General features: G+C 37.5%; 16 protein-coding genes. 7 read left to right on the forward strand and 9 right to left on the reverse strand.

All coding sequences use genetic code 11. The annotated features are described in order from the left end of the window. Positions 1-109: 109 nt before the first annotated feature. The 3 genes from crtO to H6G57_RS12185 all read right to left on the reverse strand — a co-directional run bounded on the left by crtO (position 110) and on the right by H6G57_RS12185 (position 3,216). Positions 110-1,801 (reverse strand): beta-carotene ketolase CrtO, encoded by a 1,692-nt coding sequence (crtO, locus tag H6G57_RS12175; protein ID WP_190518895.1) that lies wholly within the window; start codon positions 1,799-1,801, stop codon positions 110-112. Positions 1,802-1,884: 83 nt separating this feature from the next. Then, entirely contained in the window at positions 1,885-2,454 is a 570-nt protein-coding gene (locus H6G57_RS12180) for a DUF2231 domain-containing protein (RefSeq protein ID WP_309235872.1), read from the reverse strand. Between the two features lie 15 nt (positions 2,455-2,469). Continuing rightward, positions 2,470-3,216: an LmeA family phospholipid-binding protein gene (locus H6G57_RS12185; protein WP_190518897.1), complete on the reverse strand. Its 747-nt coding sequence runs from the start codon at positions 3,214-3,216 to the stop codon at positions 2,470-2,472. Positions 3,217-3,427: 211 nt separating this feature from the next. On the opposite strand from H6G57_RS12185, the gene H6G57_RS12190 reads away from it, so the two are divergent. Continuing rightward, positions 3,428-3,757, forward strand: coding sequence for a four-helix bundle copper-binding protein (locus tag H6G57_RS12190; protein WP_190518899.1), 330 nt, complete (start codon positions 3,428-3,430; stop codon positions 3,755-3,757). Positions 3,758-3,798: 41 nt separating this feature from the next. Here the strand turns inward: H6G57_RS12190 and H6G57_RS12195 are convergent, their stop codons facing one another. Together H6G57_RS12195 and H6G57_RS12200 are read right to left on the reverse strand one after the other, a co-directional pair. Further along, complete coding sequence (locus tag H6G57_RS12195; protein ID WP_190518901.1) at positions 3,799-5,637, reverse strand: tetratricopeptide repeat protein; 1,839 nt, start codon at positions 5,635-5,637, stop codon at positions 3,799-3,801. Between the two features lie 93 nt (positions 5,638-5,730). Continuing rightward, positions 5,731-6,366 (reverse strand): Uma2 family endonuclease, encoded by a 636-nt coding sequence (locus tag H6G57_RS12200; RefSeq protein WP_190518902.1) that lies wholly within the window; start codon positions 6,364-6,366, stop codon positions 5,731-5,733. 193 nt (positions 6,367-6,559) lie between these two features. Here H6G57_RS12200 and ispG point away from each other — a divergent pair, with 193 nt between their 5' ends. From ispG to H6G57_RS12215, 3 genes are all read left to right on the forward strand, one after another. Continuing rightward, complete coding sequence (gene ispG, locus H6G57_RS12205; protein WP_072719448.1) at positions 6,560-7,780, forward strand: (E)-4-hydroxy-3-methylbut-2-enyl-diphosphate synthase; 1,221 nt, start codon at positions 6,560-6,562, stop codon at positions 7,778-7,780. Between the two features lie 121 nt (positions 7,781-7,901). After that, the gene (gene ctpC / locus H6G57_RS12210; protein ID WP_190518904.1) at positions 7,902-9,188 is read left to right on the forward strand and encodes a carboxyl-terminal processing protease CtpC; all 1,287 of its coding nucleotides are present in this window, start codon (positions 7,902-7,904) and stop codon (positions 9,186-9,188) included. 120 nt (positions 9,189-9,308) lie between these two features. Continuing rightward, positions 9,309-9,698, forward strand: coding sequence for a diacylglycerol kinase (locus tag H6G57_RS12215; protein ID WP_190518906.1), 390 nt, complete (start codon positions 9,309-9,311; stop codon positions 9,696-9,698). Here H6G57_RS12215 and H6G57_RS12220 read toward each other — a convergent pair. From H6G57_RS12220 to H6G57_RS12235, 4 genes are all read right to left on the reverse strand, one after another. After that, positions 9,679-11,091, reverse strand: coding sequence for a DUF2079 domain-containing protein (locus tag H6G57_RS12220; RefSeq protein WP_190518908.1), 1,413 nt, complete (start codon positions 11,089-11,091; stop codon positions 9,679-9,681). The two genes, H6G57_RS12215 and H6G57_RS12220, sit on opposite strands and share 20 nt — an antisense overlap. 4 nt (positions 11,092-11,095) lie before the next feature. Beyond that, complete coding sequence (locus tag H6G57_RS12225; protein ID WP_190518909.1) at positions 11,096-11,851, reverse strand: polysaccharide deacetylase family protein; 756 nt, start codon at positions 11,849-11,851, stop codon at positions 11,096-11,098. A 15-nt stretch (positions 11,852-11,866) separates the two neighbouring features. Beyond that, a complete protein-coding gene (locus H6G57_RS12230) occupies positions 11,867-12,610 on the reverse strand; it encodes a YbaY family lipoprotein (protein WP_190518911.1) in 744 nt (247 codons plus the stop codon). Positions 12,611-12,672: 62 nt separating this feature from the next. Beyond that, positions 12,673-13,977: a mannosyltransferase family protein gene (locus H6G57_RS12235; protein WP_190518913.1), complete on the reverse strand. Its 1,305-nt coding sequence runs from the start codon at positions 13,975-13,977 to the stop codon at positions 12,673-12,675. 213 nt (positions 13,978-14,190) lie between these two features. Here H6G57_RS12235 and H6G57_RS12240 point away from each other — a divergent pair, with 213 nt between their 5' ends. From H6G57_RS12240 to H6G57_RS12250, 3 genes are all read left to right on the forward strand, one after another. Further along, complete coding sequence (locus H6G57_RS12240; protein ID WP_190518915.1) at positions 14,191-15,045, forward strand: Npun_R2479 family HD domain-containing metalloprotein; 855 nt, start codon at positions 14,191-14,193, stop codon at positions 15,043-15,045. A 99-nt stretch (positions 15,046-15,144) separates the two neighbouring features. Next, on the forward strand, positions 15,145-16,278 hold the full coding sequence (locus tag H6G57_RS12245) for an AI-2E family transporter (protein ID WP_190518916.1): 1,134 nt from the start codon (positions 15,145-15,147) through the stop codon (positions 16,276-16,278). A gap of 65 nt (positions 16,279-16,343) precedes the next feature. Next, positions 16,344-17,411, forward strand: a complete 1,068-nt coding sequence (locus H6G57_RS12250) for an ABC transporter permease (protein ID WP_190518918.1) — start codon at positions 16,344-16,346, stop codon at positions 17,409-17,411. Positions 17,412-17,424 lie beyond the last annotated feature (13 nt).

Below are 17,424 nucleotides of genomic sequence, written 5' to 3' on the forward strand. Positions count from 1 at the left end.
AATAAATTGTAATATTTTATTGTAGAGGCTGGGTTTTTAATCCTAAGTAAAGATGGGGTTGGAAGGGACACCACCCCTACAGTTTTTTTGAATGATTGAGGATTTCTCTTTAACTTCCTAATACCGAATTGGTAATGGATTTAAGCGATTGATAAGCTTCAGTCAAAGTTTGAGAAACGGGTTGTTGATGGTGTAAAAATACCCTGGCACAATTGCGACCCGGTAAGCCAGAAATTGAGCCGCCTGGATGGGTTCCGGCTCCCGTTAAAAATAGCCCTTTAATGGGAGTGTGATAATTTGCGATTTCTGGTAAAGGACGGAAGAAGATCATTTGTTCTAAGGTCATATCAATATGATAGTAATTCCCATTCAAAGCTCCTAATCTTTCTCCTAATTCTGCTGGACTTTCAACTCGACGAGCAATAATCGATTGTTTTAAATTCGGGGAATAGTCCGCTAATTTATCTAAAACTCGATCTGCTACTTTATGTTTTAATTCATCTGTCCAACCTGTTCCTTTTAATCCTGTACCTTCGGCTCCAGCGATTTGATAAGGGGCAAAAAATTCAATCCACAGGGTATGTTTTCCTTCAGGTGCCATCGTTGGATCAAGCATTGTTGGAACCACAACATACATCGAAGGATCAGCATCAGGAATTTTGCCTAAAGTAGTATCATGGTGAGCAATTTCCACCTGTTTAACCGAGTCCGCAATTAATACAGAACCTATCAAATATTCATCTCGATGATCATGATGTTCAAACCGCAAAGGTTCCGATAATGCACAATCAATTTTGAGAATTGTTTCATTATTATTAACAATTCGCCGTTCTAACCGTTCTCGCAATTCAGAATCGGCATCATCGACATCCGCAGCATCCATTAAATGCAGAAATAATCGTTTCGCATCAATATTAGAAATTACTCCTTTATTAGCTCGATATTCTTTGCCATTGGCAACTCTAACTCCAATGGCTTTTCCATCATCAACTAATACTTTTTCAACGTGTTGATCCGTTAAAATTTCACCGCCATGAGCTTGAATTAAATTTAATAAAGCTTGAACTAATGCTCCTGTTCCTCCTTTCGGTCTAGCCATTCCTGGATGGTGTCGCATGGTCATCATCATCGCACCAACGGCGAGATTTTTTTGTGACGGTGGCGTTCCTAATTCTGATGCTAACCGAGCTAAAGGTGCTTTGAGAAATTCCTCATCAAACCATTCATTTAATAAGTCCTCAGCACTGCTTAACATGGTTCGAGCAAAATCGAGGGCTTTTTCCGGGGAACCCAAAACAGAAAACAAATCTTTCAGTTTACTAATATTGTAGTTTCCAGCAATATCAATAACAGATTGAGGGGGAGCGCTAAAAATGGGAATTGCAGCATTAATAAACCGTTGCCAAAATCCGACAAAATCTCGATATTTAGCGGCATCTCTGGCATTATATCGTCCAATTTCAGCACAGGTTTCTTCAATGGATTTATGGGCTAAAAAGTATTTACCATCAGGATGAGGACAAAATACAATCGGATCACAAAATAAATATTCTAATCCATATTTATGCAGTTCTAATTCCTCTACTACTGGCCCTAAATGAATAAATTCATGATCAATCGCACACAGATTAAATTTAAACCCCGGAGCTTCTTGAGGAAGGGCTTCTTCTGTCGTAGCAGCCCCCCCAGGAACAGAACGTTTTTCGAGTAATAAAACACTGTATCCTGCTTTTAAAAGATAGGAAGCACAAGTTAAACCGTTGTGACCTGCTCCAATGATAATAACGTCGTAACTGTCCATAATTGTTGCTTTTTTTGAATTAGTTTAATGAAAACTTTAGGGCGCATTAGGAGTTTTTATAATGCACCCTAGCTAGAATTTTTTTAAGCTTGGTGAGGATTTCCATCTCCGATAACAGCAATTTTATGGCGATAGACTAATTCACCACCATACCATCCTGTAATTCCTAAAAGTCCAGCCACAACTAAAGACAGAATAATTCCCCAAGGAGCAATACTATCAATAACATTATCCCACCGTAAAAATAAACTAATTCCTGATAATACTAACGCAGTAATATTACCGACCATGTGAATCCATCCCGCTTTATGTTCTCGGACTCGATGAATTTTAAAGAAATCTAACATTCCTGTTAATCCAGCTAAAATTCCAGTTAAAATTCCACCTACAATTAACCAAAATGATGCGGTTGCCCAAAATGAGGAATTGGTTAATAAAAATAGAATATCTGTCAATAAAGCTGTTGTTAAAAAAGCAACGGGAAAGGTAACAATTAAAGGATGCAGAGGATGTCCTAAAATTGCAACACTACTGGGAATACCACTATCATAATATTCCCGTTCGTTGCCTTCAATTAAAGGTTCTAAATGAGTAATGCGGGTCATGAGTTGATCTCCAATGGTAAATGTAGGTAAATGTCTGAGGTTGAGCATAAACTTCAACCAAAACTAACTAGCTGATGGAAAAGATTCAACATCGGCTTCTGCTAACAAGGTGATTTTTTGAGGCTCTAAATTTAAGCGTTGAATGCGAAGATTTACCCCTTTCAAGTTAAAATTATCTAAATTTAAGAGTTCGCTAGATTCATCAATTAACGCCTGAGTTAATTCAGGAGAAACATTTCCTCCTTGAGAATATTGAATATCCTTGAGTTGAATCGTTTTGCGATCTGAACTGACCTCCGGTAAAGCTGTAAATGCAATTTTTGAGGATTCTCCCTTGGGGTGTGAAATCAGATAAGCTTGGAGAAAAAATCGACCATCTCCAGGGAGTTTGAATTCAACCGCTTGAGTATCAATAATGTTCTGATTTCCCTCAACTGCAATTTCTAAACCTTGCAGTTTTTTGAGAATATAATCAGAATTAAAAGCCCGATTAATATCGGCTTCTGTTAACACAACTTCAGCCGTTGCTTGGGTCGGATGTTTAAGTTCAATTTGTCCGAAAGCAACACTCAGGGGATTAATAGAAATTTCAGAAGTTTTCATTTCCATTTTTTCCATTCTCAAGTCGCTTTTCATCACCATTCCTGTTCCTGAAATTGTGGCGGAGTCAACTTGACCCTGAACTAACTTAATCGGATCAGTATTAACATTGACATCCAGTTCTTCAACTTCATCTAATTGACTAGCTAGAGTCATTTCTGCTAGTTTGCTTAAGGCTTGTTCTCCTAAATCATCGTGTTTCTGACTCACTCAAATTATCCTCAGTCTGGGTTGAGGATATTGTATGGAATTGGAGCCAACTGTTAATCTATATTTAGGTAGAGAACCGGATTAAGTTTATGCTTCCTGATGGAGAAATATCGAGATATTTTTCATAATCTATTCCTGAAGAAAGAGGAGAACAATATTGTTTTTGATAATAGTAGTTTTAGTAATGCTTATTTTTTGGGAGAATAAAAAAATGCCTCATCAAAATCATAAATCTGGACTTGAAATTGTCCTACAATGTGCAGTTGAGTGTGAACACTGTGCCGATGAATGTATCGGAAATATGCCAGAATGCGCTCGTTTATGCCGAGATTGTTCTCAACTCTGTTGGGCAATTGCAGGGTTTATGAGTCGCGGTTCCCGCTTTATTGCGCCTCTGTGTCGGACTTGTTTAGAAATTTGTGAAGCTTGCGCTAAAGAATGTCAAAAACACAATAACACTCACTGTCAAAACTGTGCTAAAGCTTGCCAAAATGTGGCTGAAGAATACCGCAAAATTGCAATGGTGGGTGCTGCGATTTAAGGTTGTCTTTTAATCATAATAACGAAATCTCTAGCTATTCTCTAACTCTGTTTCCAAATTTTAATGCTTCCATCTCCATGACTACTGGCGAAAGTATGACCATCGGGGGTAATAAAAGTAACGGAATAAATCGCGCCACCTTGAGGGTTTAAACTCTCGATTAATTCTCCGGTGTGTAAATTCCAGATATTAATCGTTTGATCAGAGCTACCACTGGCTATTCTATTACCATCAGGACTAATTGCAACGGTATAAACGCAATTTTTATGGTGATTTAACGTGCGAATCAGTTGACCTTTTTGCAGATTCCAAATAAACAGTTTACCATCATCGCTACTCGTGACAATAAATTGATTATCGGGACTAATGGCTAAAGATCGGATATAAAATCGTTGAACTAAAGTTCGGCAAATTTTCATATTTCTCAAGTCCCAAATCATCACTTTTCTATCCCTTCCGCCACTAACAATAAAATCCCAATTAGAAGTCATATCGACACAATCAACAGCCCCAGAATGTTTATAAAGGGTTCTGAGGTTTTCTCCGGTGGCGACTTTCCATAACTGCACGGTATAATCCCAACAGCCACTAATTAAGTTTTCGCCATCGGGAGTAAATTTTAAACTGGTAATATAATGAGAATGAACTTTAATAGTTTTGATTAATGCTCCGGTTTGTAAATTCCAAAGTTTTATAGTATTATCACAACTCCCACTGGCTATTATAGAAGAATTGGGACTAATAGCAACGGCATAAATATGATCGTGATGTCCAGTAAAGGTGTGTAACAATTCTCCGGTTTGAGGATTTAAAACTTTAACACTTTTATCTTTACTTCCGGTGACTAAAATTTGACCGTTGGTGCTGATAGTACAGCAAAAAATATTAGCGGAATGGAGTTTTAGAGTTTGGATACAATTCCATTTTTCGACGGTTGAGAGAGGTTCATTAATTTTTTGAACATCTCGAATCATCAAATTAATTTCTTGAACTGCATTAATATTCCCTTGTTTAGAATATAAATCGGAAGCATCTAATAAATTATCAATAGCTGCCTGTTTTTGACCTATTTTAAAGTAAGCTATTCCGCGATAACGATAAGCATCTGCATAAGTAGGTTGTAGTTGTAATGCTTTCGTATAATTTTTAATGGCGGTTTGATAATCTCCCTGTTGTTCAGCACAATTTAACCCAGATTCTAGGTAAAAATCGGGATTATTGGTTAAGCCTTTTAAGAAATTCCTTAGACCGTCGCCATAATGTAAGTCATTAATCTGCAATTTAACAATACTGTGATTTTGATAATATTCTAAAGGGATTTCTTTTTGTTCAATGCGTTTCTGAAGTAAACGAGCGGGAAGAAACCCAGCAATAATAGCAGAATATTCGGATTTAAACTCATCAAATTTAACAATAGTCTGAGAATTAGAATAAATTAAGATACAAACAATAGCTTGATTTTTAGTAATTTCTTCCCAACTTACCCACCATTGCGCCATTGTTGGAGAACTATAGCGAGTTTTCACTTGAATTCCAATCGAATAATCCGTACTAATACGGAGATCAATCAGACCATCGCCAGTTTCTGGGATAATTTCATAGTTAATATTACCGACCAAATCTCCTAAATATTTCTTAACGATTTCTTCTCCCAGTTTTCCCATCATCGTATTTCTGAAAACCACTTGCGGGTCAACTTTCCGATATTTTCTAACCATATCCCAAGCGTGTTGACGAATGGGGTTTAAGTCCTGACCCGAAAGGGTTTTAATCTCTCCATAAATTCCCGGTCTTTCATAACAGAGTAAACTATTTAATCCATTTTTGAGACGATGAATAAACTCGGCTTGTTTGTCTTTGAGATAATCATTTAGGTACATAGGTCTTGTGATTCCCTCTGAATTGGTGCAATCCCTGGTTTTATTTTATAGTGATAGGGAGGATAAAGTGATAATAAATATAATAGCCACACCCTACAAAGTTTTGATCCAGGTTCTAAATTGTTTCATAGTGGCATTTCGTCCTGATGTTTGAATTTGTTGTAAATATTGAGGAATAATATCGGTTAAGGGTAAATTGGGGAAGGTGGGACTGTATTGCGTTTCTTGATAGTCTCCATTTTGCAAAATATAAATTTTTAAGATCCTGTTTTCAAACCGCCAGAGTTCAGGAACCCCTAACGCAGCATAAATCTGAGGATGGGTGCGGGAAGTAATATCAATTTCTAAGGCTAAATCTGGAGGGGGATCAACGGTTAAATCTAATCGTTTTTTAGTTCTGACTAACGCTTCATGTTGAATATAAAAACAGTTATCGGGTTCTATTCCTTGCTGCATGAGTTGATTTTTGAAAGTCGTAGAACCCAAAGGAAAAAATTCGATATCGAGTTCTTCTAGTAACGCTTTAATTAAATCACTCACTAATTCTTTACTAGATTCGTGTTCAGGTAAGGGAGTCCTAATTTCTAAGGTTTCATTTGCATAAGCAATTCGGGATGAACGATGTTCGCCTAATTCTTCTAATATGGTTTCAAATTCTTGCCAAGTAATATGATTCAAGAACACCGTTTGTCCGGGGGGAACTGTGATCCGATTCAGTGCTAACAACATTGTTAAACCTTCTGTAACAATCAGGATAAATTAAGTTAAGCCTAGTTTAAATTGTAGAATAAATTCCGCCTTTCCTGCCTAAGCGACTTGATGATCCGCAATGGGAATTCCATAAATGCCCCTTTTATGGCAATCTATTAGTTAATAGGAGACACCATTCTGATCGCTGATTGACAGAAATCTATTATTAACTATGCAAACTTTACCTGTTCCAACTCAACCGACATCCGATCAAACTCCGGTGGATACGATGATTCACCGCCGCAAGACTCGCCCTGTCCAGGTGGGAACTGTTACCATTGGGGGGGGTCATCCGGTTGTTGTCCAATCGATGATTAATGAAGATACGATGGATATTGATGGGGCGACGGCTGCGGTACGTCGTTTACATGAAATCGGGTGTGAAATTGTGCGGGTGACAGTTCCCAGTGTGGGTCATGCGACGGCTGTTGGTAAAATTAAACAGAAATTAGCCGAAACGTATCAACCTGTTCCCTTAGTGGCGGATGTTCATCATAATGGCATGAAAATCGCCCTGGAAGTGGCAAAATATGTGGATAAAGTGCGAATTAATCCAGGGTTATATGTATTTGAAAAACCCAAAAGCGATCGCACCGAATATACTCAATCTGAATTTGATGAAATTGGCGATAAAATTAGGCAAACCTTAGAACCTTTAGTGGTTTCTTTGCGTGATCAAGGAAAAGCCATGCGAATTGGGGTAAATCATGGTTCTTTAGCCGAAAGAATGTTATTTACCTATGGCGATACTCCAGAAGGCATGGTAGAATCGGCGTTAGAATTTATTAAAATTTGTGAATCTTTGGATTTTCAAAATATTGTGATTTCCCTCAAAGCCTCACGGGTTCCGGTGATGGTAGCAGCGAACCGTTTAATGGTCAAACGGATGGATGAATTAGGCATGGATTATCCCTTACATTTAGGGGTGACAGAAGCCGGAGATGGAGAATATGGTCGGATTAAATCAACGGCTGGAATTGGTACGTTATTAGCCGGGGGAATTGGGGATACGATTCGAGTTTCTTTAACCGAAGCGCCTGAAAAAGAAATTCCCGTTTGTTATAGTATTCTGCAAGCTTTAGGACTGCGGAAAACGATGGTGGAATATGTCGCTTGTCCGTCCTGCGGTCGTACTTTATTTAACTTAGAAGAAGTCTTACATCAAGTCCGCGAAGCCACAAAACATTTAACAGGTTTAGATATTGCGGTGATGGGATGTATTGTCAATGGCCCCGGAGAAATGGCGGATGCAGACTATGGTTATGTGGGTAAACAACCGGGTTTTATTTCTCTTTATCGCGGTCGAGAAGAGATTAAAAAAGTCCCTGAAACTCAAGGGGTAGAAGAATTAATTAACTTAATTAAAGCGGATGGCCGTTGGGTTGATCCTTAAGGGTCGTGTTAACGGTTGGCTATCAACAGTCCACCGTTAACAATCAACACCCGAAATCTGAAACCTATGCTAAATTGGGCGTATTGATATTGAAATTTATATTTTCTGGTTCAGCAAACAGATGGTTATTTCAAGAAGTGGGCTTGTTCTTGGTGCAACGGCAGTGATGTTAACGGCTGTGGCGGTTGCAGGGGCGGGAATTCATCTTTCGAGTCAAGCATCCTTTCGGGAAAGTCCCAAGGAGTTAATTGACGAAGTTTGGCAGGTGATCCATAAAAGTTATGTGGATGGAACCTTTAATCAAGTGGACTGGACGGCTGTTCGCACTGAATATTTAAACCGCAACTACACCAGCGACGAACAAGCCTACACCGCTATTCGGGAAATGTTGAAGAAGCTCGATGACCCCTACACGCGCTTCATGAACCCCGAAGAATTTAAAAATATGCAAATTGATACGTCTGGGGAATTAACCGGGGTCGGGATTCAATTAACCCAAGATGAAGAAACGAAAAAATTAGTGGTGATTTCTCCCATTGAAGGTTCTCCTGCATTTACCGCCGGAGTTCAAGCCCAAGATATTATTAGTGAAATTGATGGTCGCAGCACCGAGGGAATGGATATTAATGAAGCGGTGACTTTAATTCGCGGGCCAGTGGGAACAAAAGTTAATATTAAAATATTACGGGGAGATAAACCTTTAGATTTTAATATTACTCGCGATCGCATTGAAATTCATCCGGTTCGTGCGTCTAAAAATACAAGTTCGGCGGGAGAAATTGGTTATATTCGCTTAAATACTTTTAGCGCGAATGCGTCTGAAGAAATGCGCGAAGCCATTAACGATTTAGAGAAACAAAATGTGGCGGGTTATATCCTTGATTTACGTTCAAATCCGGGGGGATTACTCTATTCTAGCATTGAAATTGCTCGAATGTGGTTAAATCAAGGAGATATTGTTTCTACGGTTGATCGTCAAGGGGAAACAGACCGTCAAAAAGCCAATAATCGGGCGTTAACCAATAAACCCTTAGTGGTTTTAGTAGATGGGGGTTCAGCCAGCGCCAGTGAAATTTTATCCGGTGCATTACAAGATAACAAACGAGGGGTTATAGTGGGAACAAAAACCTTTGGGAAAGGGTTAGTTCAATCTGTCCGAGGAGTGGGAAATGGTTCGGGTTTAGCTGTCACCATTGCGAAATATTTTACCCCCAGTGGTCGAGATATTAACCATGAAGGAATTCAACCGGATATTAAAGTTGAACTCACCGAAGCCCAACGAGATGAGTTAAGAAAAGATCGGACAAAAGTAGGAACAACGGCTGATCCTCAATATGTTAAAGGGTTAGAAATTCTCAAGGGCGAAATTGCTAAAACAAAACAAGGAACTCAAGCTCAATCTAAGTAATTAGAAGCCAGAAGATAGGGGCGAGAACACTCGCCCTTAATGATTAATGATAACATTTTCTGTGAAAATTCTGAGAAAATTGAAGATGAAATCCTTAAAGGGGCGCTACAGATAAAATTTATGGCTAGCAAATTCCGCAAATCTGGTTATCATCCGATTCGCAAGCTCAAAGTAATCTTAGCAGGTCTTCATATTGCGATCGCAACGGAGTTTAGTGTTGCTTACAAAGTCATTTTATCTGTCGTCGTCTTAGTTATTGCTGTGATTTTTAGCCAATGGCCGGATCTCATATTTATTTTTTTAGTGACGGGGCTAATGTTAATCGCTGAATTATTCAATAGTGCCATTGAAGGTTTATGTGATTTTTTGGAACAACAGTATGATGAGAAAATTCGCGCTATCAAAGACATTTCTGCTGCTGCTGTTGGCATCAGTATTTTAATTTGGGCAGTGGCTTTAATTTTTGAAAGCCACCATCTGTGGTCATTATTCAATTTGTTGATTCCCTAGAAAATTTTTCAAACAACCAAACACCATCTCGATAATATTTTAATTTAAAATGAGGGTGATTTTGTAAACGTTTTACTAACCCGATGATTAATTCAGGAGAACTCGGCCATCCGGGGTGACGTTGGTTTAATAAGACGTATTGAAAGGGTTCTAAATCGAGTTTTTCTCGTCCTTCAATGGCTAACTCTAGGCGAGGACGATGGGTGAGATGGGGGGCGATTTTATCCGTTGTTAAGACATTATCCTGAGTTTTAATATAGCTGAGGGCTTCCCGTGTTGCTTGCCAATTATCCAGGGTTGTTAAATATTTAGAGGTAAAATAACCATATTTTGCTAATGCAAAAAAGGCGATTAACGACCATAAAATTATCCATTTTCTCTGTTTAAACCATCCTTCACCGTTCGCTAAATTTTCAATAACTGCTAACATCAGAAAGGGTAAAATCGCTAAGGAATATTGTTGCGTTAAGTTCTTCATTTGCGGATTTTCGGCTAACAGATTTAAAAATAAAATCGGTGTAGCAGAAACTAGGGGGGTTAAATGTCGTCCCCATAAGCCCCAAATTAAAGGAATTAGAAGTAAAATTAAGTATTCTAAATTGGCTAAGGTTAAAATTTTACTTAATACTAATCCCGGTTTTAAAATAATATTTAAGGTGATTTCAGGTAAAGAATTTCCGAGGAAACTATAAACCCCAACGGCGATAGGAGGGGCTTGGGAAAAGTGGGGGATAATGAATTCTGTAGAGATGAAAAACCACAAGAGTCCTAAAATTATTGAGAGAATAGCATAACGCCATTTTTTCTCAAATATTAATAGCCAAATTCCCATTGCGATTAATAATACAGATAAAACTTCTTTGCAACCTAAAATAATAAAAATTGTGAAAATAAATCCTAAAATATTATTGCTTCTAGCAAATAAAACGGCATATAAAATTGCAGGTAAAGCGATGACTTCGGGGTGAAAATCAAATAAATTAACATTAAAAATTAATGGATATAATAAATACACAAAAGCTAAGGTTTGAGCTTGGGTTTCCTTTAAACCCGCTTGTAACGATAGCTGATAAGTCGGTAACGCACCCAAGGACAGGGAAAAAGCTTGAATCGCAAATAACCAATGAACATCAGGATAAATTTTATAAAATAAGGCAATAATATACAGAATATAAGCGGCATGATCTCCTAAAATATGTAATCCTCGAAAAGATACAAAGGGTTCTTTTCCTTGGCTGATTAAATAAATACCATTATCAAAAATTCCTAAATCATAAGCATTAGATTGAAATAAAGCATGACGTAAACTGCTAGAAATAAATAAAATAAAACTACTAATAATAATTGCTGTTATGACTGAATGAATTTTAATTATTTTAAAGGAAATATTCATATTATTAGGGTTTAATTTTGTTCATCCAGTCGGAAATTGTTGAAAATTCGGCTTGCTTTTTTAACCAAATTAAATACTTTTCTAACCGATTTAATAATTGAATTCCTGATAGACGTTTCATAGAATTAGGAAGTTTAAATTTAGAAATATCCGTAAATTCCCAAGGATGAAAATTGAGATTGAGATAGCGATCGCTATCAAGAGTCATTTTAGAAGCAAACTGAATTAACGGAAAGGGAAGGTTTTTGAAACTTAACCCAAAGAGGGGAAACCGGACAAAGGGTGTTACAGAGAGGGGAAGATTGAGTAAATGATCACAATAATGAACTGTGCGACGTTTACCCTGATAATAATTCGAATTGAAGGAAGAATGGTATTGATATCCTGATGCTAAAATCGCTTGTTCATTAATGATTTGCTGTTCTCCCATACGGAACCCAGAAACCGTTTGTCCCGAAATTTCTTCTAACACTTGTTTAGATTTCCACAAATCTTCCGGGGAAAATTTAGAATGATAAAAACCGTGAGAAGCGATTTCATGGGTTCTCGCGATCGCTTCTATTAATTCAGGATGATTCAATGCAAAATTAGCCGTGACAAAAAAGGTAGCCCTAATGTGTAAATGTTCGAGTAAAGATAGGATATTTCTTAATCCCATTAAAGAAATATCAAACTGGACAGAAGGTTTAATTTTCTCCCCATATTTCAGGGGAGCATCAAATTCTTCTACATCAAAATTCAGGAGAATATACTTCGTCATAACACCCTAAATCATCTAATTAAGCTGTTGTACAATCACTTCAATATTATTAGGATACCCTCTCGTAATTACCCGATCTTGACCCATATTTGCCCAAGTTAATCGACCATTAACATAAATTTCTGCCCGAATTCTATAAATCCCATTCTGTTGAATTTGGGCGGGATTATAAATCAAAGAAAAGGGAACCGGAACCTGTTGACCCCGTAACGGAATGGTTTGTTGAGCAATATTTCGAGGTGCACGATTTGGACTGGTTGTATCTTGTAATGTAACAACAACAGTTGAATTTGGAGGTAATGCAATGCGTTGACGGTAAGTAATTGTTCCAGTTACTTTTGATTCTTGGGGTCGTTGATTTCCTTGGGTTCTGAGTACCCGTTCTGTAATTGGTCTTTGATTATTATTCGGTTGAATTGTGAAGCTTCTGGAGTTCACTTGATAGGATGCTTTTTGAGAATTTCCCGCATAACCGTCTCGCTGTTGTTGCACAGAAAAGCGATCAAACAGTTGTCCATTACGATAACTGACCGCCATGAATAAACCCGATTGTCCTTGACAAATATTAATGTGATAATTCTCTGTCATAAAATATGCTTCCTGGGGAACACCGCGACAACCTTGAGTCGCAAAATCTATTTCTCGTTGTGCGAGGACGGGAGGAATAATATTAAGGGCTGATGTTAGAGTTAATAATGTAGACGTTAGGAATAAACGGACAAGAAATGGACTTTTTTGTTGATTTTGGGTGCTGATCATCTTTTTCCATTGTAATCTGCTCAAATTGATATTATATCATTATTGTTTCATCCCATAAACCCTTAAGCTACCCAAAGATGTTGAGCAAAGCGAACTGAAAAAATAATCAGTAACAGGGTAAAAAATCCCAAGGTGACATAACCCCAACGACGATGATGGGATAGCATTACCCCTAAAGCTAAACTAACAGAAACAATCCCATAAGCTAAACGACTGAGGGAAATTGTACCGCCAGACGCTAATAATAAACCTAACGCACAGAAGCCATAATTTACTGCGACTAAACTAAGTTCATGGCGTAAATACCACAGTAAATAACCTCCGCCTAAAATAATCGCTGTATTGAGTAAGGGATCACCTGCAATTAACCATAAAATAAACAGTAAAAAACAAAAACTATAATCAAATTTTATCTCTCCTAATTGATCACGATATCGCCAAATAAAATAACCGATTATAGCAATAATTATAACTAAAAGTGGATGCCAAGGATCAACAATTGTACCTTTTTTCCAATTTTGAGAACCGATTAAAATTTGCATCACCATTTTTAACCAGCCTTGACTATCAAATCCGGTTTGGCGTTGCCATTGGGTGTGTTGAACGGTAATAAAAGCAATAGGATTATTGAATTTTATCCAACAATAGAGGCTATAAAATAATAAACCACAGCCACTTAATAAGCCGGATAAATAAGCGATCGCAGGTTTTCGTTTTTGCCAAGCTGTAATTAGAAAAGCAGGAATTAAAGCAATTCCAGTAATGCGCGTTGTGGTGGCTAAACTCCCCCATAAAATCACTTGAGGATACTTTTCTAAATCAAAGGCTTTTAAGGTAGCAATACTCAAGAATAAAAATAAACCTTCCGTATAAATAACAGTACCAAAAATCGATAAAGGACACCAAGCTAATATAGCTGTTGCCCAACGGGCAGCTTGAGGATTATTGGTGATTTCCACCCATTGATACAGTAAAATCAAAGCTCCAAAAAAAGCCAAATTATTAATTAAAACCCCTGCCACTTCAAAGGATAAGCCTAAATTCATTAATCCTCGAATTAATAACGGAAATAATGGAAAAAATGCCACATTTCCGCCCGGTTCTTTCTGATTAATAATTTCATATCCCGAAGTTGCAATAATTTGATAGAGGGGACTATCCCAAGCAGAAAAAACTCCCCAGCCCCACTGAGAAGAAACGGGAGAAAAGAAAGCAATTGCAAAAAACGTCAACAGAATCATACTGCGACTCAGTATCCCCATTGTTAAGGCAAAAATAATCCCATTAGATTGACAAATTGTGGCAATTTGAGTTAAAAAATCTAGTAATTTAGCAAAAAGTTGAGTTAGCACCTTCCGATAATTCATAGGTTGTTTTTTCACGCCCTTATTTACAATTCAATTAAAAATCAACTTTAATTTACAATTAGAGAAATTCTACCAAGGATCAGGCAAAATTGACATTTTTAATAAAAATTGCAGATTCAGATAAATTATGCTAGAAAAATGAATAAGGGAAGAAAAAGCTGACCCGTGCTTTCTCTGTAACTCAAAACCTCGATTTGTGCCAGGAAATGTCCTATGTTTTTTAATGCAACTCAACTTTTAATTGATAACTTTGTTGAACAACTTCGCTCAGGATATCATCATACCTATGGGGGATTTAATGCCCATTATGGGGATATTGTCGCTTGGGCTGGAGGGATGGCTTTAGAAAATATTGCCAATAGCGATGCCCTCTATCATGATGTTGAACATACCATAATCGTTACATTAGTCGGTCAGGAAATTTTACGCGGAAAACATATCCGTGAAGGTGGGGTTTCTAGCGAAGATTGGCTGCATTTTATGATCTCTCTAGTTTGTCATGATATTGGTTATGTTAAAGGGGTTTGTCGCCAAGATCGAGAGGGATATTATGCCACAGGATGTGATGAAAACAGGGTACTTTTGCCCTTTGGATGTACAGATGCGAGTTTAATGCCTTATCATGTTGATCGGGCTAAATTGTTTATTAAAGAACGATTTGGGGGACATCCTTTAATTGATGCAAAAGTCATTCAATCTAATATTGAACTGACGCGATTTCCAGTTCCTCAAAAATCCGATCATCAAGATACAATCCATTATCCCGGTTTAGTGCGGGCGGCGGATTTAATTGGTCAATTAAGTGATCCTCGATATCTTCAAAAAATTAGTGCCTTATTTTATGAGTTTGAAGAAACAGGATTTAATCAAAAAGCAGGCTATCATAATCCCGGAGAGTTGCGAAGAAATTACCCTCAATTTTATTGGCATAAAGTTTATCCCTATATTAAAGATAGTCTACGGTACTTATCTTTAACTCAGCAAGGCCAACAAATTATTGCCAATCTGCACGCCAATGTCTTCCTGGTTGAACATGAGGAAACCATCAAGGAGGTTGTTATGGTTTAATCTGTTTAATCGTTGAAGGACAAGATTTTAATGTTCCATCAGGTCATCTATCCCAAAATAGGGTAAACTACTTTATATTTTAAATTTTTCATGAGTTCCATGACGAATTCTGTTTTTTCGCCTTTACAAAGTCGTTTACTCACGGGGTTACTGATTTTAGTCGTGAGTTGGTTAAGCTTTCAATTTTTAGGTTATGTTGGCGAATTAATCAGTATATTAGTTACCTCTGGATTAATTGCCTTTCTTCTGAACTACGCCGTAGCAAAATTAGAACGCTTTATTCCGCGAGGAATTGCCGCCGCTTTAGTGTATTTAATTGCCATTGTAACCTTTGTAATTATTGCCTTAACTCTTGTCCCCCCTGTCTTTAATCAAGGACGACAATTAATTACCCGATTACCGGAATTAATCGAATCAGGACGGCAACAGTTAGCCGAATTTCAAGTCTGGAGTGTTGAGCGTAATTTACCCTTTGATGTGGGAATTTTACAACAGCAACTGTTGTCTCGAATTCAATCAACCATTGAACCCATCCTGACCGGAAGTTTAGGCTTAGTTCTGGGAACCTTTAATTGGTTTTTTGACTTAATTTTTATTTTGGTCATTGCCTTTTATATGTTATTAGATGGGGAACGGTTATGGAACCTCCTAATCACTATTTTATCTCCCCAAATTCGAGAGGTTTTAACCTTTTCACTAGAACGAAATTTGAAAAAATTTGTTTTAGGACAAACCTTGCAGGGAATTTTTATGGCAATCACCTTAACCTTTGCCTTTTTAATGTTAAAAGTTCCCTATTTCCTATTATTTGCCGTTGTGATTGGATTATTGGAAATTATTCCATTTGTGGGAGCCACATTAGGAATTGGAACTGTCACTATTATCGTCGCTTTTATTGATTGGTGGCTGGCTTTACAAGTGTTAGCGGTTGCCATTGCAATTCAACAAGTGAAGGATAATATTGTTGCCCCTCGAATTATGGGAGATTTAACCGGATTAAGCCCTGTGATTATTTTTAGTGCTTTATTATTAGGAGGAAAAATAGCCGGATTATTAGGATTTATTCTGGCGATTCCGATGGCTGGGGTGGTTAAAAGTATTATTGAAGTGGTTGTTGATCCCACTTTACCTCCTCAAACCGGTTCCTTCTTTTATAATCCTTTAGATTCAAAAGTTAACTTAACGCCAACGGAAACTTTATCTCTAGCCGAACAAGAACGCTTGAAGGTGTAAAATAAAAAAATAGAGACACAACTCTACACGTTTTTCAACAATTCTTTGAGTGAAAAATCTGAACTATGAAATGGTGGCAACGACTTAAAACTAATCCTTTAGCTCAATTTGGAGCCGGAATTTTATTGTTATTTTATGTGATCGTCATTGCAGCAGATTTTGTTGCGCCTTATAGTCCTTATGAATCGCAACTGAACGCTTCATTATTGCCACCGACTCAAATTTATTGGTATAACCAACAAGGGGAATGGATTGGCCCCCATGTTTACCCCACAACTCAAGGCCCGGTGGATATTGAAACGGGAATTCGTCAACTTAATGTTGATAAAAGTCAGCCGAGTCCTGTCCGATTTTTTGTCCAGGGAGAACCCTATAAAATATTAGGAATTATCCCGTTTAATCGACATTTATTTGGCACAATTGGAGCCGGACAAATTAACCTAGTGGGAACCGATGAACAAGCCAGAGATCAATTTAGTCGGATTATTTTTGGAGGTCGAATTAGTCTCACTATTGGATTAGTAGGAATTCTAATTTCGTTCCCGTTAGGAATGATTTTTGGAGGAATTTCTGGTTATTTTGGCGGATGGTTAGATACTTTTATTATGCGAAGTGTTGAAGTATTAATGATAATTCCTGGGTTATATTTGTTGGTGGCATTAGTAGGGGTATTACCCCCGCAAATAACCAGTACCCAGCGTTTTTTATTGATTGTGGTGATTATTTCCTTTATTAGTTGGGCTGGGTTAGCACGAGTAATTCGAGGACAAGTTTTATCGATTAAAGAACAACAATTTGTTCAAGCTTCACGGGCTATAGGAGCTAATTCTTTCTATATTATTACTCGTCATATTTTACCCCAAACCGCAACCTATCTCATTATTTCGGCTACATTATCAATTCCCAGTTTCATCATTGCAGAATCAGTTTTAAGCTTTTTAGGTTTAGGAATTCAACAACCCGATCCCTCTTGGGGAAACTTACTTTCTTCGGCAACAAATGCCTCAATTTTAGTGTTACAACCTTGGTTAATTTGGCCTCCTGCTATTTTAATTATTTTAACGGTATTAGCTTTTAATTTATTAGGAGATGGGTTAAGAGATGCCCTTGATCCTCGGAGTCTGCAACGATAAACACAATTGAATT

The sequence above is a fragment of the Planktothrix sp. FACHB-1365 genome, from assembly GCF_014697575.1.
Classification (GTDB): Bacteria; Cyanobacteriota; Cyanobacteriia; order Cyanobacteriales; family Microcoleaceae; genus Planktothrix.